Origin of the sequence: Hallella multisaccharivorax DSM 17128 (assembly GCF_000218235.1) — a bacterium.
GTDB lineage: Bacteria > Bacteroidota > Bacteroidia > Bacteroidales > Bacteroidaceae > Prevotella > Prevotella multisaccharivorax.
Genome location: NZ_GL945017.1, coordinates 847,621 through 868,735, shown reverse-complemented (window position 1 = coordinate 868,735; position 21,115 = coordinate 847,621). Strand labels below are relative to the sequence as shown.

Sequence of the window (21,115 nt, the reverse complement as noted above, 5' to 3'; positions counted from 1 at the left end):
TTGATGAGTTCAAAGTCTCGACTCGCCCTCAACATATTCCTCCAGGAAGAGATGCTCACCGTCGAAGACTGCATAGGAGAATTGCGTAATCCAGTCGCCGAGGATAAGCATTCTGGGCGTATGTCCTTCCACGCGTGGCAGGTTCAGATCGAGCTCAATATGGCGATGACCGTAGATGTAATAATCGATATTGGGATGGTGCTGCTCATACTCCTTGGTCCACAACACCAGAAATTCCTTATTCTCACCCATATAAGGCGGCTCCTTTCCGTCGGCCCGCTTCAGCCGGCTGTGCTTGGCCCAGTCAAGTCCGAGCTGCATGCCCCAGCGCGGATGAATGGCAGAGAAGAGCGTCTGGCACGTACGGTTGTGGAACATCCTGCGCAGCAACTTGAACGACCCGCTGTTATCACCCAGGCCGTCGCCGTGAGCCAGATAGAACACCTGGCCGTAAATCTCGGTGGTGAGCGGCTGATAGTGCATGGTCACGCCGCACTCTTCCTCCAAATAGCCGTAAGCCCAGATATCATGGTTGCCTGTGAAAAAGTGTACCTCCACGCCCATATCAGTCAGCTCCGACAGCTTGCCGAGAAAACGCGTGAAGCCTTTAGGCACCACATATTTATATTCATACCAAAAGTCGAACATATCTCCGAGCAGATAGACAGCTGCTGCTTTCTCCTTGATAGAGTCAAGAAAGCGCACCAGTCTTCGCTCCTGCATCCGGCGATGGGGTATTGCCAGCGACCCGAGATGCGCGTCAGAAATGAAATAGACGTTCTTTCGCATAACCTCTTTCGTTTAATGTTACCGCATTGCAGCAACTTATCCGGCTACTCAAATCCAAGCTCCACCCGTGCCTCTTCCGACATCATACTTTGGTCCCAGACGGGTTCAAAGACAAGGTTGACATTGGCAACCCTCACACCTTCCACACTCTCTACCTTAGAGCGCACATCCTCAAGGATGAAGTCAGCGGCAGGACATGAAGGCGCCGTGAACGTCATGTCAATGTTCACTGTGCCATCTTCCTGAAGGTCAATCTTATAGATCATGCCCAAATCGTAGATGTTTACGGGTATCTCGGGGTCGTAGACCGTCTTGAGTACGTCTACGATACGCTCCTCGATCGTTGTTTTCTCTTCTTGTGTCATTGATATTGGTCTTTGGTGCAAACTTACGAAGAAAAACTGAAAACCACAAGTTTTTTTACGCAAAAAAAACGCTTATAGTCTTCCTTGTTCACGGTAACTGTAATAGGCTCCGTCGGTGATGATGACATGGTCAAGAAAATAGACGCGCATGATCTCACAGGCTTTTCGGATGCGCTCGGTGAGCTTGTCGTCCTGTCTTGAAGGGCTCGTGTTGCCACTGGGGTGATTGTGGCAGGCCGCCATGACAGTGGCGTTGTTCAGGAGAGTCTCTCTCATGATGACACGTATATCGACAGCTGTCTCCGTGATGCCGCCGTGGCTGATGCGCACCTCCTTGATGAGCTTGAAATGCTGGTTCATCAGCAGGATGTGAAACTCCTCCACGTCAAGGTCTTGCAGTCGGGGATGCATATAGTTGTACACTGCTGCCGCCGACCTGAAGTCCTCACGCTCCTCCGCCTTCTCCCTTGCCCGGCGACGTCCTAACTCGCAGGCTGCCAGAATGGTGACAGCCTTAGCCGGACCGATGCCCTTGAAGCGCTCCAAATCCTTGACGGTCAGTTTTCCAAGACTGTTGAGATTGTTGTGGCATGAAGCCAGCACCACCTTCATCAGCTCCACGGCACTCATCTCCGGAGTGCCCGATCCGATAAGGATGGCCAGCAGTTCAGCATTCGAGAGCGCCTCAGGGCCCAGACGCTCCAGGCGCTCACGCGGGCGGTCTTCCGCTGCCCAGTCAGTAATGGTCAGGTTCTGCATAGATTGAATGATTAAATAGGGGCAACGCGATTACACCGTAAAGGCAATGCGATTACACTGTAAAGGCAATGCGATTACACTGTAAAGGCAATGCGATTACACCGTAAAGGCAATGCGATTACACTGTAAAGGCAATGCGATTACACTGTAAAGGCAATGCGATTACGGTTGAAAGGCAATACCCTTGATGAAAGAGAACGCCTCCTCGCCGTCGTTTGCTGCCGGCTTGATGCCCAACAGGCGGCAGACGAACGGATAAACGGCCGTATTGTCGAGCTGTCCAAGGTTCACTTTTCGGCAGAGGCCTGGTCCCCAGGCCCTGAACACGGCCTGCATATCGCTGTACATCGGATCGAAGCCATGCGTGCCGCCGTCGTGGGGATGGCCGTCATCGAAGAGCCAGCCCTCATCAGGCAGCACCAGCACGTCACCGATATTGGCATCAGCCTGATAGTGAAGATACTGTGGTATGTCTGCCTTACGCCATGCGTGCAAGTGCGGCACCTTGGCCAAAGCGCTCACGATACTGTCCTGCTGCCATCGCTCCGGCGCGTAGACATTGCAGGGCAAGTTGCCCTCCAAAGACACATACCAGTTTTTATGAAGATAGTCGGACGGGTGGATACAGCGTGAAGGAGTGAACCAGGTCATGCCGTGGTCGGAGACCACCACGAGGTTGACGTCGTCCTTCATCCCCGCCTTGACAATGCGCTTCCACAAGGATTCGAGCAGCGAGTCCATCGCTTCCACGGCATGCTGCACCTGGTGCGACTGCGGTCCAAAGTCGTGGCCACTGGCATCAGGCTCCTCAAAATAAGCCATGATCAAGTCGGGCGCGTCTTTCTTCCTCAGATAGGCAAAGATGCTGTCTGCACGCTGGGCGAAAGTCATGTGCGGCTTCTCGTCGTAGCGGTGCCACACGTCGGGATATTTCCCATTCACAGCAACATCCGATCCAGGCCAATAGAAAACAGCCGTATGCAGGCCCTGTCGCTGGGCCGTGAGCCATAACGGCTCGCCATGATAGAAGCGCGGGGCGAACTTCGTCTTGGAGTTGCCCAACGAGAACCGCTCGCCTGTCGCCCTGTCGCGAAAGCTGTTGGCGATGATGCCATGACGCTCCGGACGCAGCCCCGTAGCAAGCGTATAGTGATTGGGGAAGGTCTTCGAGGGGAAGGAAGGAATGAGCGTACAGCTCACGCCATCAGCCGCCATGCGGTCAAGAAAAGGCGTGGCGTAGTATTGAGGATAATCCCATCGGAAGCCGTCGAAGGAGATGAGGACAGTGGTGCGACGACATTGGGAAGGCATGGAAATCATGAGATAACAAACCAATGACATCAGGCATGAATGTATTCTTTTCGACATAAAAAAGGCGATTACTATTATTTATGTACAAAATTAAATAAAATAGCCGTAACTTTGTAACGCAAAACACACAAATTCACGCCTTATCATGAAAATATTTCCCCATGCTCTCGCCGCATATCTCATCCTGCTAACGACATCGTGCACAGGCCTGTTCTCATCGGTTTATGATGAAGCCAGAGGCACGGACAGTCCGCTGGACAAAGAGTCGCAGCTCTACATGGACGCCACAAGTTGGCAGAACTGGTACTATATCTCTTTCGACTCCCTGGAGATGCTGCGTGAACAGGGCGACATGACTAAGCTGAAATATGCGCAAACCCACTTCACTCCCTACCCCATCCCTATGGATCCCACCGGAGAGAAGACCACCACGCATCCGGCCAAAGGCACTACGGGGCTTTACACCTACTGGTATGATGTGTTCGGACAAGGCTTGTCGGTCAACGAGTACAGAGCCTTCACGCCGACAGCCCCACAGTCCGAACCCGGCCAATGGGACATTGCCATCCATTATGCCGACGCGCGCACCAACGGTGGTGCCGTGCTCAGGACCAGCTACACCAGTCTCGATGACCTGCCAGCCTCCTCTGCCGACTTCTCCGGCATGGCGTTCACGCCCGACGAGTGGTCAGAGAACAACGTGTGGGCTGATCAGTCAGAGGAGCTCAACAAGCTGCTCGGCTGTCAGGGCATCAAAATAAACAAGGTGCTCTCGTCATGGCTGGAAGTGGAGATTAAAGCCATACCCCCCACCTTCACGCTCGACTCGCACGTCTATCTCATCCGCCTCAAGAGCGGACGCTATGTCGCCGTGCAGCTGCAGAACTATCTCAGCCCCGACGGCGGGAAGGGATTTCTCACCATCAACTACAAATACCCCTACTAACCTCACCGTTAGGCCACTATGAACAAGACAATATATGCATCCTTCCTCATGGCAATGACACCGCTTGCCCTTGCTGCTCAGACCGATACACTGATTACCGCCGACGATCTCAACCAAGTGGTTGTCACCGGTACACGTACGCCAAAGACGCTGCTCAACACGCCGGTGCTCACCCGCGTCATCAGTCATGCCGAGATAGAGAAGGCTGATGCCACCACCCTACAGGACGTTCTCAAGCAGAATATCCCCGGCGTGGAGTTCTCCTACTCCATGAATCAGCAACGCCATATGAACTTTTCCGGCTTCGGTGGACAGAGCATGCTCATCCTCGTCGATGGTGAACGGCTGGCCGGAGAGACCATGGACAATGTCGATTTCGACCGTCTCACCTTAAGCAATGTAGACCACATCGAAATCGTGAAAGGCCCCGTCTCCGCACTCTACGGCAGCAATGCCAGCGGGGGCGTTATCAACATCATCACCAAAACCAACGACAAGCCCTTCCGCCTCAACGTCAACACACGATTAGGCAAGCACAATAGCCAGCGATACGGACTCACTTGGCAGCAGGGTAACCACAAATGGGCCAACATTTTCGACTTCAGCCGGACCAGCAGCGACAACTATGACGTGCAGAGCGCGGCCAATCCCATGACCCGTGTCTTCGCCACCATCTACGGTGACAACACCTACAACTTTAAGGAACAGCTTGCTTTCCGGCCCGTGAAGGACTTCAAGCTCAGCGGACGGGCCAGCTATTTCTATCGGCAAACAAAGCGGTCGGCCGACACTCCGGAGCGATACCGCGACTACAGCGGCGGGCTCCGAGGAGAATGGCAGGCAGCCAAGAACGACTATCTCTACGGCAGCTACTCCTTTGACCAGTACGACAAATCGAACTTTCAGAGTTCAAGCAAGCTCGACATACGCTATTACTCCAACGTGCAAAACGCTTTCCGACTGCTCTACAACCACACTTTCGCCAAGGGAAACATTCTCACCGTGGGCTCCGACTACATGTACGACTACCTGAAAGACAACCGTCTCGGTGAGGGAGCGCACCATCAGGACAGCTTCGACGCCTTCGCGCAATACGACGGCGAGCTCAATAAGATCTGGGAAATTGTGGCAGCCCTGCGCTACGACTATTTCTCCGACGGCACTTCACTGCAGCGCCTCACCCCTAAACTCAGTGTCCGACACACGCCGCTCAAAGGCCTCAACGTGCGTTTCGGCTACGGCATGGGCTTCCGTGCACCCTCACTCAAAGAGAAATACTATCAGTACGATGCCGCCGGTATTTGGCTCATCCAAGGCAATCCCAACCTCAAGCCTGAGTATAGCGACAATTTCAACCTCTCGCTCGAATACCGTTGGCACTACCTCGAGTTCCTGCTCAACGGCTATCACAACCACGTGAAGGACAAAATCGCGTCGGGCGTGCCCTACTATGCCTCACCGTCTGACCGCACGCCTACGCTGCCTTACGTCAACCTCGCATCCCATTCGGTCAACGGATTCGAGGCCTCCGTGAAAGGACACTGGCGTAACGGACTCTCCGCAAGCATCGCTTACGCCTACACCGACGAACGCATACCCAACGACAAAGACGGCAAAACCGCCAACAATGAGTATATTCCCGCACGCAAGCACGCCGTCAATCTCCATGCTGACTGGGAGCATAACTTCAGCAAATGGTACGGTATCAATGTCATGATTGACGGAAAGGCCGTGTCTGGCGTAGACAACGTGGAGTATGTCAACTACTACGACATCTCCCAGGGCACGGCCACAGTGAGCTATCCCGCCTACACCCTGTGGAAACTTCTGGTGAGCAACCGTGTCGGAAAAGCCATAAAACTCAACCTCACTGTCGATAACCTGCTCAACTACAAACCAAAGTATTATTATCTCAACGCTCCGCTCACCGATGGTACCAACTTCATGGTCGGCCTCTCAGTGGACATCGACAAGTTGCTGTAAGCGGACGTTGAAGGGATTCAAAAAAGAAAACAGCCATCGTTTGAATACAGTTAAACTGCTGCTGTCATTCCAAACGATGGCTGTTTTCATTGTCAACCCATGATCTTCATGTCCTCATCAACGGTAGAGATCGTACCGAGGCCGAAGCCTTCCTGCAATACTTTCAGCACGTCAGGAGAAATGAAGGCAGGCAGCGTGGGACCGATATGGATGTTCTTTACGCCAAGGCTCAACAGGGCAAGCAACACGATGACCGCTTTCTGCTCATACCATGCGATGTTGAAGGAAATGGGCAGGTCGTTGATGTCGGCCGCACCGAAGATCTCTTTCAGCTTCAAGGCCACTACCGCCCAAGAATAACTGTCGTTGCATTGTCCGGCATCAAGCACACGAGGAATGCCGTTAATGTCGCCGAGCGGCAGCTTGTTATATTTGTATTTGGCACATCCCGAGGTCAGGATGACGACGTCCTTGGGCAGTGTCTGGGCAAATTCTGTATAATAATTGCGGCTCTTCATGCGCCCGTCGCAACCACTCATGACCACGAACTTACGGATAGCGCCACTCTTCACCGCCTCTACCACCTTATCGGCAAGGGCAAATACCTGGTTGTGAGCGAACCCTCCCACAATCTCTCCATGCTCTATCTCCTCAGGCGCGGCACAATGACGGGCCATCTCAATCACCTCGGAAAAGTCCTTATGGCCGTCGGCCTTCGTGGCGATATACTTCCAACCCGGATAACCAGTAGAGTTGGACGTAAACACACGACCGGCGTAGTTGGCTGTCGGTGAAGGCGGCACGATGCAGTTGGTAGTGAACACGATTGGTCCGTTGAAATGGGCAAATTCTTCTTTCTGCTTCCACCAGGCATTGCCATAATTACCCACGAGGTGCTTGTATTTCTTCAGCGCCGGGTAGTAGTGCGCCGGCAGCATCTCTCCATGAGTATAGACATCGATGCCGGTACCCTCGGTCTGCTCTAACAGATCAGCAATGTCGTGCAGGTCGTGCCCGCTGATGAGGATGCCGGGGCGCTTGCCCACACCGATGTTCACCTTGGTGAGCTCAGGATTGCCATACGCCGAAGTATTGGCCTTGTCGAGCAGAGCCATCACGTCCACGCCATACTTTCCCGTGGTGAGCAACAGTTGCAGCAGCTCACCCTGTGTGGCATGGGGCGATGTGATGCCTGCTAATGCCTCTGTCATGAAGCGGATAATGCCTGCATCACGCTGACCCAGACGGGCCGCATGCTCATAATAGGCAGCCATGCCTTTCAGTCCGAGGACGATGGTCTCCTTAAGCGAGCGGATGTCCTCGTCTTTTTCGCGCAGCACAGTCTCCCTGTTACCTTCTGCCTCATAGTCGGCCTTCTCGCCGCCCCACCTGACTTCCTGGCAGTCAGGGAGACTGAGACCACGCTCTGCAGCCACATTCAGCAGACGCTTCTTGATGGCGATGCCCGTGTCAACCTTGGCAAGCAAGGCAGCATCGTCGAAGTTGGCATTGGTAATAGTAGCAAAGAGCGCGTCGATGATAAAGTCGTCGACAGTCACATCGTCTTCTGCACCACTCTCCAAAAGCGAGTGATAGATGGTGCCCACACCACGGACCACGCTCAACAGCAAGTCCATCCAGCGGCTGGTCTCCGGCAGTTTACCACATACACCACGTACAGTACAACCCGTTCCCTTTGCCGTTTCCTGGCATTGAAAGCAAAACATATTTTCCATTCTTTTTTCTTGATGATAGTTTTTATTCGTTGTTGTGGATGCAAAGGTACGGTAAATCGAGTAGGAGGAAAACGAAGTAGTTTTCTTCCTACTTTCGTTTTCCGACCTCTCACACCACCGTACATGCGGTCCCGCATACGGCGGTTCCTATTTTGGGGTGCCATTCGAGATACGTCCCCATTAAAGTAGCATACCCTGCTGCACGTAGATTGTTGTTACTTATTGCAGTTGCTAAAATAGGACTATTAGCTATATGCCAATAACCCTTACGAGTATTACCCCATTCGTATGCTTGGTATTTATTAATACCACATCTAATGAGGTTTGCCACTTTTGTCTTGACTTTCTTCCAAGCTTTCCATATACACATGCGTATTCTACGTCTTAACCATTCGTCTGTTTCAAGCAAGAGACGCTTCATATTGGCAAGGTGATAATAGCCAACCCACCCTCTTATGTATTCTTTCAGCTTTTGCTTTCTCTTGGCATATCCCCATCCATTGCTGCGACTTGTCAGTTCTTTCAACCTTGACTTCATCTTGGCTTTGGATTTTGGGTGCACAGTGAGTTGGCATTTGCCTTTCATCACATAAAAGGAGTAGCCCAGATATTTCACTCCACGTACATACGACACTACGGTCTTTTCCTTGTTGACTCTGAGATATAGAACATTTTCTATAAATCGGGTTATAGACTCCTTCACTCGCATTGCAGCCCTTTTGGACTTACAGAATATCATCGAGTCATCGGCATAGCGTACAAAGGGAAGCCCTCTGCGTTCAAGTTCTTTGTCCAATTCGTTGAGTATGATGTTACTCAACAACGGACTTAGCGGTCCTCCTTGGGGGAGTTCCCTCTTCGCTCGCTTCAAACAAGCCTTTGTTCATTACACCACTTCGGAGATATTTGTGTATAAGACTGACCACTCTGCCGTCTTTTTATCGTACGGCTGAGAATTTCTATGAGTCTGCTATGGCTCACGGTATCGAAGAAGCGTTCAAGGTCAAGGTCTACTACATATATGTAGCCTTCATTAATTATACTTTGCGCTCCTCGTATTGCGTCATGGCATCCTCTTCTCGGACGGAAGCCGTAGCTCGTCTTGGAAAATTGGTTCTCATAGATGGGGGTCAATACTTGGTTTATGGCTTGTTGCACCAAACGGTCTACTACTGTAGGTATTCCCAACAGGCGCATCTTGCCATTGTCTTTGGGTATTTCTACCCTTTTCACTGGGTTTGGACGGTAAGAGCCGTCCATCAAGGAACGGATGAGCAAGTCCTTATTGGTCAATAGCCATGGGAGCAACTGCTCACACGACATCTTGTCGATACCACCACAGCCTTTGTTTCTCATAACTGCCTTGTAGGCTCGGTTGAGATTTGAAGGGCTAAGGATTTGCTCGAAAAGGTGTTCCTTGTCGAATGGTACTTCCACGATGTTGTCTTCACACATCCACATGTAGGTCTGCACTCCCCCATACCATTCGGTTTCCGACCTATCTCTTTGGGGGCAGCCATTAACTTGGGATAATGTTTTCTGCATTCTTTCCTTCATGAGGTATGTTTCAATTACTATCGCTTGATTGTTAGGTTCAGCCCTTCATGCAACGTTATCGAGTATTGCACTACTATGGCGTCTGCTGACTTCTCACGGCAAGCTTTACTCCACTTCTTTCGTAAAAAAAACTATTTGAAGTGTCCGTGAGACCTCCTCGGATAAGGGCATTGTCTTTCCATCTTATACCCACTTCATTTACACCAACCGTTCCGAATAGCTATAGGGCTTTGATTTGTTTAGCAACCTTACCCACGGTCATATGCCTTGTATGAAGTTTCTGTTCGTTAGGTCAGATGTTTGCCGCCGGCTTCTTTCAGATTCCACCTCACGATGGACGCCCTTGCCTTTGGCTATGTAATTCCCGCTATTAAGGCTTACTCGGGACTTGCACCCGTTAGACAATACTCATGCCGAGCATACTAAAAAAGCGGACAGTGGTAACGATTGTTACCTCTCCCCGTTAATTAGAATTAAATAACCATTGAAAAGAATACTCACTTAGAGAGCGGAAAGATCTCATGATTGCCCCCACCATCACTTTTGACACATATTGCATGGGATTTAAAGAATTATTGAGTAGCTTTGCATTCCTGTTAGTTCGCGTTCGCTTTATGAATCCTGATCATTTCTTCTCCCTATTGGCGCGCTGGTATGAAAACCATGGGCGTGACCTGCCCTGGCGGCATACCCGCGACCCATATGCCATCTGGCTCAGCGAGATCATTCTGCAACAGACACGCATCAGCCAAGGCATGGCCTACTGGCAACGCTTCATGGAGACTTGGCCGACAGTTGAAGGACTTGCCGCTGCTTCCGAGGACGAGGTGCTGAAACTGTGGCAGGGGCTCGGCTATTATTCCCGGGCGCGTAACCTGCACTATGCTGCCCGACAAATTGTGGCATGGGGACATTTTCCTACGACGCTCCCGACAATCCGGCAACTCAAGGGTGTGGGCGACTACACCGCTGCCGCCATCGCCTCGTTGGCCTTCGGCATAAAAGCCGCGGCAGTGGACGGCAATGTCTACCGCGTACTCGCACGACTGTATGACCTCCACACTCCCATCAATACTACGGCGGGAAAGAAAACATTCACCGCACTCGCCAACGAACTTATCCAAGCAGCTCCGTCCTCCGCTCTGTCTCCACTTGGCGGAACCATAAGTGGGGCAAGCCTCTTCAATCAGGCTCTCATGGACTTTGGCGCCACACAGTGCACGCCTCTCTCACCGGCCTGTTCAGACTGTCCCTTTGTCGAAGAATGTGAAGCCCGAAGAGCCGACAGCGTCAGCACGCTGCCTGTAAAACAGAAAAAGACGGTGGTAACCACCCGACACATGGCTTATGTCTACATCCGTTGCCAAGGCTATACTGCCATTCACCGCCGTGGATCCGGCGACATCTGGCAGGGTCTCTGGGAGCCACCCATTTTCGAGGACGCGCCATTGCCTGCCTGGGACGGTCGTCTCACGCTGTTGGCTTCCGGCGTGCGTCATGTGCTGACCCACCGCATTCTGCTTGCTGACTTCTACCTATTGGACACCACGGTGCGGCCGCAACTGCCCGAGGAGTATATCTGGATTCCGGAAACGCAACTGTCCCGCTATGCGGTGCCGAGATTAGTAGAGAAGATTTGGAACCTCTTATAGACTAAGAAAGATCCTCCGGCACGTGCCAGAGCATCGTACGGCACGTGCAGGAGCATCGTACGACACGTGCCGGAGAACTGTACGGCACGTGCCGGAGAAACGTCCTACACGTGCCAGCCTTTTTAGTTTCTTCTTTTGGCTGTCTGTCTGTTGGGCTCCCAACCATTGATGGCAGAGTAAAGATCGAAATGGATAAGACAAGAGAAATACTGCCGTTCCTATGCTCTTTCCTGGATAAAATATCGGGGACGGTGCTTCACCTCAATATAAATTTTACCGATATACATACCCGTGACACCAAGTGCCGTAGTAATGATACCGCCAATAAACCACAATGAGACGAGCAGAGAGGTCCAGCCTTGCGTCGTCTCACCCTCTGCATGACGCACAATGGCAAAGATGATCATGACAAAAGAGATGAGTGTCATGGTCAGACCAACGAAAGTAATGAACTTCAGTGGTGCAATGGAAAAGGATGTAATGCCTTCGATACTGAACGCCAACATCTTTTTCAATGGATATTTCGATTCTCCGGCTGTGCGTGCGCGCCGGTCGTAATAGGTGTAGCCCTCATTGAAACCGAGCTGCCTGACCATACCGCGGAGAAAAAGGTTGCGCTCAGGATATTGCATGAGTGCCTCCACGGCGCGGCGTGTCATCATGCGGAAGTCGGCATGATTGTAGACAATCTCCGAATCCATGCTCTTCATGAGTCTGTAGAAGACCTGCGCCGTGAAACGCTTGAACCACGTGTCGGTCTCACGTTTCCGACGTACACCGTAGACGATGTCCGCACCTTGGCCGACCTGCCGCGCCATGTCGATGATGGCATTCTCATCATCCTGCAGGTCAGCATCGATGGAAACGACGGCGTCGCTGGTTGCTACGCTCTCCTGCATGCCCGCCCATAGGGCATTCTGATGGCCTTCATTGTGTGAGAATCGGATTCCACTGACATAGTCGTGCGCCTGTGCCGCCTCAGCGATAAGCTCCCATGTGCGGTCGTGGCTGCCGTCGTCGATGAGCAGAAGCCGAGCTTCGGTGTCGGCTTCCATCCGTAACCGGTCAATCAGCACGGCAAGCTTGTCAAGCGTCCAAGGCAGAACCTCTTCTTCATTATAACAAGGTATGATAATGGTCAGCTTCATGTTATTCATCAGTTTACGACGAGATAGCCTAATGCTCCCGTCGTGGTGGCGCGGTATCTGATCAGTCCTTTCCCCGAGTCGTTGATACAGTTGCCGCCCGTGTTCATATTGTATTGCCGCTTGCAGTGGGCACAGACAGCCAAGCCTGCTGCCGTCATCGTGAGCGGATAACTCTTCATGGGAGTAGCATAGTAGTTGAAGCAGTTAGGACACTGCGCGTCAAAGGCATAGAAAATGTAGCCGCCCGTGTCCGTGGTGGAGAGGTTACCGTAGCCGACAATGACGCCGTTGTTCATCCCAATTCTGCTGAAGAGCCCCATTTCCATTTCTTTGGCGTTGAGTCTGCTCCGGCTGCTCCCGCCCTGATTGGAGGAGAAGACAAACGATCTCGACGACGCCTCATAGCCAATATGGCAGAATACGCCCGGCGAAGCAGAATTCATAGCCGAGGCAAGTGTGGCGTCCTGGTGTGTCGAGTTATCTATATAAATGCCCAAACGCAGTTTGCTAAAAGTGTCGTTGTCGCTGCTGCAAGCGACAAGAGCACCCGCCAAGAGCGCCAAACTAACGATCCAACAGCTTCTTTTCCGCATCAGTGACCTTATCAAAATGGAATGATCCGAGTGTCTGCTTCATCAAAGCCTGTATCTTGTCATTGCAGAGGTTGCCGATGGAGCCCTCATGGGTGTGGTGGATATTCTTGTCAGCGACAAACTCGCCAGCCTCGATCTCCAGCCCTACTTTCTTATAGGCGTCGCGGAAAGGCATGCCGGCAGCAGCAAGACGGTTGACTTCCTCGACGGAGAACATCGGATCGTACATCCGGTTGTCAAGGATATGCTCATTCACTTCCATCTTGTTGATGATATACGCCGCCATACGCAGACAGTCGTTGAGCTCGTCGAAGGCTGGCAAAAACGTCTCCTTGATGATCTGTAGATCACGGAAATAGCCCACGGGCAGATTGTTCATGATCATCATGATCTGCTGTGGCAAGCTCTGCAATTTATTGCTCTTCGCGCGTATCAGCTCAAAAACATCAGGGTTTTTCTTATGTGGCATGATGCTCGATCCTGTGGTGCACTCTTTGGGAAGCTTTACGAAGCCGAAGTTCTGACAGTTGAACAGACAAGCGTCAAAAGCCATCTTTGCCAACGTACCCGCCACGGTAGCCATGGCGAACGCCACATTGCGCTCCATCTTGCCGCGTCCCATCTGCGCGTAGACGACATTGTAGTCCATGGAATCAAAGCCGAGGAGATCGGTTGTCAGTTGCCTGTTGAGCGGAAAACTGCTTCCATAGCCTGCAGCTGAGCCGAGCGGATTGCGATTGGTCATGCGCCAGGCAGCCTGTAGATAGAGCATGTCGTCGGCCAGACTCTCAGCATAGGCGCCGAACCACAGCCCGAAACTTGACGGCATGGCAATCTGCAGATGGGTGTAACCCGGCATCAACACATCTTTATATTGGTTACTTTTCTGGATGAGCTCATCGAAGAGTACCTTGACATTGCCAACAATCTCCATAAGTTCATGTCGGGTAAAGAGTTTCAGGTCTACGAGCACCTGGTCGTTGCGCGACCGCCCGGAGTGAATTTTCTTACCAATGTCGCCGAGCTTGCGTGTAAGCATGAGCTCCACTTCAGAGTGGACATCCTCCACGTCTTTCTCAATGACAAAGCGGCCTTCCTCGCATAGATGATAGATATGCTTCAGCTCAGCCAGCAGTTTCAACAGTTCTTCTTTGGCCAGCAAGCCGATGCTTTCAAGCATCGTGATATGCGCCATCGAGCCGAGCACGTCGTATTTGGCGAGATACATATCCATTTCGCGATCGCGGCCAACAGTGAACCGCTCTATCTCTTTGTTGACCTCAAAGTTCTTTTCCCAGAGTTTATTGGACATATCTTTATTCTTTGAGAAGTTCAGAAGTATAGGAGTTTAGATGTCCAGAAATACAGGAATGCAGAAGTTCTAAAGTGCAGAACTTCAACAATCCAAACGCTTATGCTTCTTAACTTCTATTCATATTTTATAGCTTGCAACGCATCGGCAATCTTTTCAACACCCTGTTGCAGTGGCTTTTTCACCATCGACGCCATAAAAGGATTGACATCAGACCTGATGGTGAGCTTCATCTTGCAGGTCGTATCTGACACTGGAAGAACCTGAATCCAAAAGTTGAAAGGCAGTGGACTCTCCGCCGTCTCAAACTTAATCATCTTTGGTTCCTCGCGGTCTGCGATGACGAGTTTCACACTTCCCATCTGTGTGGATATCGTGATGCTGTCATTATCAAACTGCAGATCATTAACTTTATCTTCGGGTATCTTATCACGTACTTTGTCGATATTGCTGAGATTGCTCAGCATATTGTAAACCGACTGTTGCGAATAAGGTATCTCACGGATGGAACTTTCTATCTTTGTGCTCATTCTTTTGTACTTTCTTGTGTACTTTCTTTAATGCTTTTCTTATAACCGCTATACATGCCTATCCGTATGCCTACCATGGAGAATCCGGTCAAGAGAGATGACTCGATACTTCCACTCTCATGAAATGCCCGCACGTCCATATAGATACTACAGCCAAGAATGCTGAAGGCAACTATTGCTATAGCGATTCTAAACACATCCATGTCAGTCTGTATCGGCTCTTATTTCCTCCACTCTGCCGGATTCTTCCGCCATTCCTTGAGCACCTCAATGTCGTCTTTTGAGATATAACCTGTCTCAGCGGCAATCTCAATGGTGTGCTCATAGTCGCCAAGAGTGATGAGCTTGAGGCCTGCATCCTTGAATGCTTGCTCAGCCACGGGGAAGCCATAGGTGTAGCTTGCCACCATCCCCACAACCTCAAAACCTGCCTGTCGCAATGCCTCAACGGCCTTCAGCGATGAGGATCCTGTGGATATCAGATCCTCTATCACCACCACTTTGGCACCCTCTGGCAGACGTCCTTCTATCTGGTTCTTCGTGCCATGGTCCTTCGGTTTCGGCCGCACATAGGCGTAAGGCAGCTGAAGCAAGTCGGCCACTGCCATGCCCATGGCTATGGCACCTGTAGCCACGCCGGCCACTGCCCTGGCTTCGGGGAAGCTGGCTATGACAGCATGCGTGAGCTCTGTCTTGACAAACGCACGCACCTCAGGATAGCTCAGCACGAGACGATTGTCGGTATAGATAGGGGAATTCCAGCCCGAAGCCCACTGGAAAGGCTCGTTGGGCCGCAGCTTGATAGCTTTGATGCCAAGCAGTTTCTCCGCGAAAGCATGTTTCAAATCGTTCATCATGATAACGTTATTATTGTTGCTTTGTTTTCTTTTACTTTGTTGGCAAAGATACAGCAAAAGTGTGACATAGCAAAAAAAAGTGTGTGCTTATTCGGAGAAAAGGCTTACATTCTCATTCTTACTGTATATTCTTTCACCGGCAAAGCCAATAGAAGCGACGCTGATCCTTACTCTCTCAGCTTTTCCAAGCACTTTGGCCAAGGCTGAGACCGTGGCGCCCGTGGTGACGATATCGTCCACAATGAGCACGTGGCGCCCTCTCAAGCTGTCGGCATTGAGAAGCTCAAAGGCGTCCTCCACATTCTCAGCGCGGCTCCATCGGTCTATCTGTGTCTGACTTCCATGAAAGGAAGTTCTCCGCACCACATTGTTTACCGCAGGCAACCCCGTAGCATCACTGATGCCTTGGGCAATCATCTCACTTTGATTGAATCCGCGTTGACGCTCGCGCTTCTTGGCAAGCGGCACCGGCACTATGAAGTCAATGTCATCGGTAAATCCCGCCGCCTTCATGCGTTTGCCCATGAGCACACCTAACTCCACGCCCACATCGGGCTTGTTATAGTATTTCAATTGATAGACTGCCCGCGCTGAATGAGCGTGCGGCTCGTGGTACATCAAGGCATAAGCCTTCTCGAAATGACGGATGATTCCCCAAAATGTCCGGGCCATTGCGTTGTCGTAAGGATGGCTGAGAAAATCGGTAAAGGGCAGATGCATCATACAGACGGCACAAAATACATCCTCTTCTTCCGCTAACCGTCGGCCGCAACCGCAACAGGTTCGCGGCGCCATAAGGGCAAGGAAGGCATGGGCAAACCTTAGAGACATAGTTTGATTTCATCCAAATCAAACCCTCGTCCGAGGGCGAACTTGATGAGTTTCATCTGCCGTTCATAGTCGCTCTCGGCTTTAATCGTCGGTCGTTTGGCATCGAGCAGAGGCCTCAACACCCTGACATAGACTTCCTGCGGCACGGCATCGAGCACGGGCGCAGAGACACTCTCGGGGATGTGCTTCATCCACAGGGCCTGCTCTATCTTGCGACGTCCCCAGTGGTTACAGGCTATCTTATCGTTGACAAACGCCTTGCAATAGCGCACGTTGTCGATATACTGGTGCCCGACGAGATAATCGATATTCTCACGAATGGCCTCGGCATCGAGGCCCCAACGCCGCATCTTGTCTTCCATGTCGCCGGTACAGTATTCTGCTTTGGCACACAGCGCCGCAAGTCTTGAGAGGGCTTTCTCCTTGCTTAAAGGTTGCTTTCTAAACATCTTTATAGTCGTTTGGGGGCTTACGAAGCCGCAGGTTTCATGCATTTGACCAACCGCTGCTTGCCAAAGCGGTCGTCGGCAACTATGATTTCGGTAAAGCCTTTCTGCCGCAACATCCGTGTGATGGCTTCAGCAAAGAGCGGGTTGATTTCGAAATAGAGCTTTCCCAACGGCTTCAGCGTCTTGTCAGCATATTTAGCAATGGCGCGATAGAAGCACAAAGGGTCATCGTCAGGTACAAAAAGCGCAATCCGCGGCTCATAGTCGAGCACGTTGGTCTCCATGCCTGTCTTCTCCCTTTCCATGATATACGGTGGGTTGGAGACGATGACATCCCACTCTCGTGGTTGCTTGACGGAGGGCTCACCCGCGTTGGTCGGATCGGCCATCTTGAGGATATCCCGCCTGAGGAAGTTCACGTCGGCATGGAGCTGTGCCGCATTGGCCGAGGCAATCTTCAAGGCCTGGGCGGAGATATCAATGGCCGTCACCGTGGCATCGGGCAGATCCAAAGCCAGCGTGACGGCGATGCATCCGCTGCCTGTGCCCACATCCAGCACTGCCAGAGGCAGCTCGTTGGCTGCACTCGTAGAAGGATGGCTGTCGTCTGCCACCATCCGGCAGAGGTCTTCTGTCTCCGGACGGGGGATGAGCACGCTCGGCGAGACCGCGAACTGACGGCCACCAAACCATGCCTTGCCAAGGATATACTGCACCGGCTCCCCATTCCTCAGTCGGCAGATCATGGCATCAAGCCGCCGCTGCTCCGACAAAGACAGGGCATCGACAGTGCCCATGGCGATGTCGGTCAGCGTCAGGCCATAGAGCCCGTCGAGTAACAAACGGACGATAGCCTGAGCCTCACTGGCACTGTAAATGGGCAAAAGACGGTGCCAAAGAGCGGAATAATTGAAAATATTACTTTCCATTACCGCAAAGATAAACATTTTTAGGGAATTTAGCTATCTTTGCACAAGAAAAGTTTGTCAATCAACAATACGAGTGGATATGACTTTACAGGAAAAAGACGAAAAGATGATGCGCCGCTGTCTCCAGTTGGCTTCTAACGGCCTGCTCACCACCAAGCCCAACCCGATGGTGGGTGCAGTGATCGTGTCAGCTGACGGCCGCATCATCGGCGAAGGCTTCACTTCTCCTGTGGGTGGGCCTCATGCCGAGGTGAATGCCTTCGCATCGGTCAAGGCTGAAGACGAGTTCTTGCTCAACGAGGCCACCATCTATGTCTCGCTGGAGCCCTGTAGCCATTGGGGCCACACGCCACCGTGCTGCGACCTGATCATCAGCAAGGGGGTGCGCCGCTGCGTCTGTGGCTGTGTCGATCCCTTTACCAAGGTGCAGGGCCGGGGCATCCAACGCATGCGGGAAGCGGGCATCACCGTCACCGTAGGCGTTCTCGAAGAGGACTGCAAAGCCATGAACCGCCGGTTCATGACGTTCAATGAGCACCGCCGACCCTATATCATCTTGAAATGGGCACAGACGGCCGACGGCTTTATCAGCGGCAGAGACGGGGCCCCGATAAACATCTCCACACCTTTCACACTGATGCTCAGTCACAAGCTCCGCGCAGAGAGCGACGCTATCCTCATAGGGCGCAACACTCTGGAGACCGACCATCCGCGGCTCAACGTCAGGCAGTGGACGGGGCATGACCCCGAACGCATCGTGCTCTCCCACTCATCTGTTGGCGTGCCCGGAGACTTCGTCTGCCTGGACAACATCGACACAGTGATGGAACGTCTCGTCAGGGAGCAGCGGCAGAGTCTGATTGTCGAGGGCGGCGCGCAGACCCTGAAGGCCTTCCTCGACCGCAGGCTGTGGGATGAGATACGGGTCGAGACCTCGCCACTCTTAGCTGGAGTGGGCGTGCGGGCGCCGCTGCTTCCCGATGGCATTGAATTGGCCAGTCAGGAGCGCTATGACGACAACCTTATTAGCCTATACCGCAAGGCTTTTCCCTCTACACCGTAATGGCGATGCCTTTACACTGTAATGGCGATGCCTTTACGCTGTAATCGCGATGCCTTTACACTGTAATGGCAATGCCTTTACACTGTAATGGCAAAACGACTCAACCGCAGTCGAAAAAAAACAAGAAAGCAAGTAAGAACAAAGAATACTGACTTGATAAAAGTATCAAGCACAAATCATCATGAAACTGGAAAGAAATCACACGAAATCGGTGTATCGCACCATCCGCGATTATGCCATCATCACCATCGCCATGCTCATCGGTGTGGTGGGTCTTTACCTCTTTCTCATCCCCAACCACATCACTATGGGCGGCACCGTAGGTATTGCAGAGATTGTTTATTGGGGTACCGGCATTCCCACTCAGTACACCTATTTCATCATCAACGCTACGCTGCTCATCGCCGCACTGAAGGTACTGGGCTGGCGTTTCTGCGTGAAGACCATCTATGCGGTCATCGTTTTCACCTTGGGCTCGACGGTCATCCAGTGGCTTGGTGCCATGGACGTCCACCTGCTCGCCGACCAGAAGTTCATGGCATGCATCGTCGGCGGCGTGTTCATGGGCACGAGCGTAGGTCTGGGCCTCTCAGCAGGCGGCAGCACAGGCGGCTCCGATGTCGTAGCGGCTATGGTGCATAAGTACCGCGACGTTTCCCTCGGACACATCATCCTCTTCTGTGACCTCACCATCATCACCTCAAGCTACGTCGTGCTGCGTGACTGGGAAAAGGTGCTCTACGGCTATGTCCTACTCTTCATTATCTCGTTTTGCGTCGACTATATCGTCAACTCGCTGCGACAGTCGGTGCAGTTCTTCATCATCTCTGAGAAATGGCAGGAGATCGGCGAGGCCATCAACAAGATTGCAGACCGTGGTTGCTCCACACTCAACGGCAATGGATTCTATTCAAAGCGCGACATCAAGGTCATCTTCTGCATTGCCAAGAAAAGCGAGTCATCGTTCATCTTCGACCTCATCGATGAGATCGATCCCGATGCCTTTGTGTCACAGAGTGCTGTCATCGGCGTCTACGGACAGGGATTCGACCGCGTGAAGGTGCGGAAGAAGATTAGCCTGGAAGAGATTAAAAAGGAGATAAAGGCTTGAAAAATACGTTATATCCCATTTATTCAGTAATTTTGCAGCTGCAAACGAGTAATAGAATATAAACGTTTATATAGAAGATATGGCATTAAAATGTGGTATCGTGGGATTGCCCAATGTGGGCAAATCCACGCTTTTCAACTGCCTGTCAAGCGCCAAGGCACAGGCAGCCAACTTCCCATTCTGTACGATAGAGCCCAACCTCGGCGTGATCACCGTGCCCGACGAGCGCCTGACCAAACTCGCTGAGATTGTGCATCCGGGGCGCATTGTGCCGGCAACGTGCGAGATCGTCGACATTGCCGGACTGGTGAAAGGTGCCTCGAAGGGTGAAGGGCTCGGCAACAAGTTTCTCGGAAACATCCGTGAGTGCGATGCCATCATCCACGTCATACGCTGCTTCGACGACGACAACGTGGTGCGTGAGGGCGGTACTCCCGTGGACCCCACGGCCGACAAGGACATCATCGACACCGAGCTACAGCTCAAAGACCTCGAGACCATCGAGGGACAGCTGGCTAAACAGGAGAAAGTGGCGGCCACCGGCAACAAGGATGCCAAGGTTCTCGTCGACGTGCTCCACGCTTACAAAGAGGTCCTCGACCGCGGAGAGAATGCGCGCACGGTGACCTTCGACTCCAAAGAGGAGCAGAAGGCCGCACGCGACCTCTTCCTGCTCACCACCAAGCCCGTGCTCTACGTCTGCAATGTAGACGAGGCCTGTGCAAAAACCGGCAACAAATACAGCAAAATAGTGGAGGACATCGCCGCAGGAGAGGGTGCCGAGGCTATGGTCATCGCCGCAAAGACGGAGGAAGACATTGCCTCTCTCGACACCTATGAAGAGAAGAAGCTGTTCCTCGACGACCTCGGACTGGAGGAGAGTGGCGTCAACCGACTCATCAAGAAAGCCTATCATCTGCTCAACCTGCAGACATTCATCACCGCCGGAGAAATGGAAGTCAAGGCTTGGACCTTCCACAAGGGCTGGAAGGCACCGCAGTGCGCCGGTGTCATCCACACCGACTTTGAGAAAGGATTCATCCGTGCCGAGGTCATCAAGTACGACGACTATATCCAGTATGGTTCTGAGACTGCCGTGAAAGAGGCCGGAAAGCTCTATATCGAAGGCAAAGATTATGAGGTGCAGGACGGCGACATCATGCACTTCCGCTTTAACGTTTAATCTTTCATAAC

The 21,115-nt window shown here is 52.1% G+C and carries 19 protein-coding genes and 1 pseudogene; 6 read left to right on the top strand and 14 right to left on the bottom strand.

Annotated features, from left to right (window positions below; all coding sequences use genetic code 11):
• Positions 1–9 precede the first annotated feature (9 nt).
• The 4 genes from PREMU_RS04040 to PREMU_RS04025 form a co-directional block, all read right to left on the bottom strand.
• The gene (locus tag PREMU_RS04040) at positions 10–789 is read right to left on the bottom strand and encodes a UDP-2,3-diacylglucosamine diphosphatase (protein WP_007573333.1); all 780 of its coding nucleotides are present in this window, start codon (positions 787–789) and stop codon (positions 10–12) included.
• Positions 790–833: 44 nt separating this feature from the next.
• Entirely contained in the window at positions 834–1,154 is a 321-nt protein-coding gene (locus PREMU_RS04035) for a metal-sulfur cluster assembly factor (protein WP_007573331.1), read from the bottom strand.
• Between the two features lie 72 nt (positions 1,155–1,226).
• Positions 1,227–1,913, bottom strand: coding sequence for a RadC family protein (radC, locus tag PREMU_RS04030; protein ID WP_007573329.1), 687 nt, complete (start codon positions 1,911–1,913; stop codon positions 1,227–1,229).
• A gap of 162 nt (positions 1,914–2,075) precedes the next feature.
• Positions 2,076–3,254, bottom strand: a complete 1,179-nt coding sequence (locus PREMU_RS04025) for an alkaline phosphatase family protein (protein ID WP_223918552.1) — start codon at positions 3,252–3,254, stop codon at positions 2,076–2,078.
• Between the two features lie 115 nt (positions 3,255–3,369).
• On the opposite strand from PREMU_RS04025, the gene PREMU_RS04020 reads away from it, so the two are divergent.
• Both PREMU_RS04020 and PREMU_RS04015 read left to right on the top strand, forming a co-directional pair.
• Complete coding sequence (locus PREMU_RS04020) at positions 3,370–4,170, top strand: HmuY family protein (RefSeq protein WP_007573325.1); 801 nt, start codon at positions 3,370–3,372, stop codon at positions 4,168–4,170.
• An 18-nt stretch (positions 4,171–4,188) separates the two neighbouring features.
• Positions 4,189–6,153, top strand: a complete 1,965-nt coding sequence (locus tag PREMU_RS04015; RefSeq protein WP_007573324.1) for a TonB-dependent receptor plug domain-containing protein — start codon at positions 4,189–4,191, stop codon at positions 6,151–6,153.
• A gap of 92 nt (positions 6,154–6,245) precedes the next feature.
• On the opposite strand, the gene hcp is transcribed toward PREMU_RS04015, so the two are convergent.
• On the bottom strand, positions 6,246–7,889 hold the full coding sequence (hcp, locus tag PREMU_RS04010) for a hydroxylamine reductase (protein ID WP_040557986.1): 1,644 nt from the start codon (positions 7,887–7,889) through the stop codon (positions 6,246–6,248).
• A gap of 109 nt (positions 7,890–7,998) precedes the next feature.
• A pseudogene (ltrA, locus tag PREMU_RS15830) lies at positions 7,999–9,446 on the bottom strand (group II intron reverse transcriptase/maturase).
• A gap of 614 nt (positions 9,447–10,060) precedes the next feature.
• On the opposite strand from ltrA, the gene PREMU_RS04000 reads away from it, so the two are divergent.
• Positions 10,061–11,098, top strand: a complete 1,038-nt coding sequence (locus PREMU_RS04000; RefSeq protein ID WP_040557985.1) for an A/G-specific adenine glycosylase — start codon at positions 10,061–10,063, stop codon at positions 11,096–11,098.
• 218 nt (positions 11,099–11,316) lie between these two features.
• Here the strand turns inward: PREMU_RS04000 and PREMU_RS03995 are convergent, their stop codons facing one another.
• The 8 genes from PREMU_RS03995 to prmC form a co-directional block, all read right to left on the bottom strand.
• On the bottom strand, positions 11,317–12,246 hold the full coding sequence (locus tag PREMU_RS03995) for a glycosyltransferase family 2 protein (RefSeq protein ID WP_007573318.1): 930 nt from the start codon (positions 12,244–12,246) through the stop codon (positions 11,317–11,319).
• 8 nt (positions 12,247–12,254) lie between these two features.
• Positions 12,255–12,839, bottom strand: a complete 585-nt coding sequence (locus tag PREMU_RS03990; protein WP_007573315.1) for a hypothetical protein — start codon at positions 12,837–12,839, stop codon at positions 12,255–12,257.
• Positions 12,811–14,151, bottom strand: a complete 1,341-nt coding sequence (argH, locus tag PREMU_RS03985) for an argininosuccinate lyase (protein ID WP_007573313.1) — start codon at positions 14,149–14,151, stop codon at positions 12,811–12,813. The genes PREMU_RS03990 and argH overlap by 29 nt, the downstream gene beginning before the upstream one ends.
• A gap of 116 nt (positions 14,152–14,267) precedes the next feature.
• Positions 14,268–14,681 carry an SRPBCC family protein gene (locus PREMU_RS03980; RefSeq protein ID WP_007573311.1) on the bottom strand — a complete coding sequence of 138 codons (414 nt, stop codon included), beginning with the start codon at positions 14,679–14,681 and terminating at the stop codon, positions 14,268–14,270.
• A 221-nt stretch (positions 14,682–14,902) separates the two neighbouring features.
• The gene (gene pyrE / locus PREMU_RS03975; RefSeq protein WP_007573309.1) at positions 14,903–15,535 is read right to left on the bottom strand and encodes an orotate phosphoribosyltransferase; all 633 of its coding nucleotides are present in this window, start codon (positions 15,533–15,535) and stop codon (positions 14,903–14,905) included.
• 90 nt (positions 15,536–15,625) lie between these two features.
• Entirely contained in the window at positions 15,626–16,369 is a 744-nt protein-coding gene (locus PREMU_RS03970; protein WP_007573307.1) for a ComF family protein, read from the bottom strand.
• Positions 16,360–16,818 carry a regulatory protein RecX gene (locus PREMU_RS03965; protein WP_007573305.1) on the bottom strand — a complete coding sequence of 153 codons (459 nt, stop codon included), beginning with the start codon at positions 16,816–16,818 and terminating at the stop codon, positions 16,360–16,362. The genes PREMU_RS03970 and PREMU_RS03965 overlap by 10 nt, the downstream gene beginning before the upstream one ends.
• Before the next feature lie 20 nt (positions 16,819–16,838).
• Positions 16,839–17,747, bottom strand: a complete 909-nt coding sequence (gene prmC / locus PREMU_RS03960) for a peptide chain release factor N(5)-glutamine methyltransferase (protein ID WP_040557983.1) — start codon at positions 17,745–17,747, stop codon at positions 16,839–16,841.
• Positions 17,748–17,826: 79 nt separating this feature from the next.
• Here prmC and ribD point away from each other — a divergent pair, with 79 nt between their 5' ends.
• From ribD to ychF, 3 genes are all read left to right on the top strand, one after another.
• Positions 17,827–18,810 carry a bifunctional diaminohydroxyphosphoribosylaminopyrimidine deaminase/5-amino-6-(5-phosphoribosylamino)uracil reductase RibD gene (ribD, locus tag PREMU_RS03955; RefSeq protein ID WP_040558595.1) on the top strand — a complete coding sequence of 328 codons (984 nt, stop codon included), beginning with the start codon at positions 17,827–17,829 and terminating at the stop codon, positions 18,808–18,810.
• A 181-nt stretch (positions 18,811–18,991) separates the two neighbouring features.
• The gene (locus PREMU_RS03950; protein ID WP_007573300.1) at positions 18,992–19,921 is read left to right on the top strand and encodes a YitT family protein; all 930 of its coding nucleotides are present in this window, start codon (positions 18,992–18,994) and stop codon (positions 19,919–19,921) included.
• A 79-nt stretch (positions 19,922–20,000) separates the two neighbouring features.
• The gene (gene ychF / locus PREMU_RS03945) at positions 20,001–21,104 is read left to right on the top strand and encodes a redox-regulated ATPase YchF (protein WP_007573298.1); all 1,104 of its coding nucleotides are present in this window, start codon (positions 20,001–20,003) and stop codon (positions 21,102–21,104) included.
• Positions 21,105–21,115 lie beyond the last annotated feature (11 nt).

Excerpts from the sequence above, each read along its gene's own strand:
- PREMU_RS04000 (WP_040557985.1), top strand. The coding sequence starts at position 10,061 with ATGAATCCTGATCATTTCTTCTCCCTATTGGCGCGCTGGTATGAAAAC.
- PREMU_RS04015 (WP_007573324.1), top strand. The coding sequence starts at position 4,189 with ATGAACAAGACAATATATGCATCCTTCCTCATGGCAATGACACCGCTT.
- PREMU_RS03995 (WP_007573318.1), bottom strand. The coding sequence starts at position 12,246 with ATGAAGCTGACCATTATCATACCTTGTTATAATGAAGAAGAGGTTCTG.
- PREMU_RS04035 (WP_007573331.1), bottom strand. The coding sequence starts at position 1,154 with ATGACACAAGAAGAGAAAACAACGATCGAGGAGCGTATCGTAGACGTA.
- PREMU_RS04025 (WP_223918552.1), bottom strand. The coding sequence starts at position 3,254 with ATGTCATTGGTTTGTTATCTCATGATTTCCATGCCTTCCCAATGTCGT.
- pyrE (WP_007573309.1), bottom strand. The coding sequence starts at position 15,535 with ATGAACGATTTGAAACATGCTTTCGCGGAGAAACTGCTTGGCATCAAA.
- prmC (WP_040557983.1), bottom strand. The coding sequence starts at position 17,747 with ATGGAAAGTAATATTTTCAATTATTCCGCTCTTTGGCACCGTCTTTTG.
- PREMU_RS03980 (WP_007573311.1), bottom strand. The coding sequence starts at position 14,681 with ATGAGCACAAAGATAGAAAGTTCCATCCGTGAGATACCTTATTCGCAA.
- PREMU_RS03970 (WP_007573307.1), bottom strand. The coding sequence starts at position 16,369 with ATGTCTCTAAGGTTTGCCCATGCCTTCCTTGCCCTTATGGCGCCGCGA.
- PREMU_RS03950 (WP_007573300.1), top strand. The coding sequence starts at position 18,992 with ATGAAACTGGAAAGAAATCACACGAAATCGGTGTATCGCACCATCCGC.
- PREMU_RS04020 (WP_007573325.1), top strand. The coding sequence starts at position 3,370 with ATGAAAATATTTCCCCATGCTCTCGCCGCATATCTCATCCTGCTAACG.
- PREMU_RS03965 (WP_007573305.1), bottom strand. The coding sequence starts at position 16,818 with ATGTTTAGAAAGCAACCTTTAAGCAAGGAGAAAGCCCTCTCAAGACTT.
- radC (WP_007573329.1), bottom strand. The coding sequence starts at position 1,913 with ATGCAGAACCTGACCATTACTGACTGGGCAGCGGAAGACCGCCCGCGT.
- ychF (WP_007573298.1), top strand. The coding sequence starts at position 20,001 with ATGGCATTAAAATGTGGTATCGTGGGATTGCCCAATGTGGGCAAATCC.
- PREMU_RS04040 (WP_007573333.1), bottom strand. The coding sequence starts at position 789 with ATGCGAAAGAACGTCTATTTCATTTCTGACGCGCATCTCGGGTCGCTG.
- ribD (WP_040558595.1), top strand. The coding sequence starts at position 17,827 with ATGACTTTACAGGAAAAAGACGAAAAGATGATGCGCCGCTGTCTCCAG.
- argH (WP_007573313.1), bottom strand. The coding sequence starts at position 14,151 with ATGTCCAATAAACTCTGGGAAAAGAACTTTGAGGTCAACAAAGAGATA.
- hcp (WP_040557986.1), bottom strand. The coding sequence starts at position 7,889 with ATGGAAAATATGTTTTGCTTTCAATGCCAGGAAACGGCAAAGGGAACG.
- PREMU_RS03990 (WP_007573315.1), bottom strand. The coding sequence starts at position 12,839 with ATGCGGAAAAGAAGCTGTTGGATCGTTAGTTTGGCGCTCTTGGCGGGT.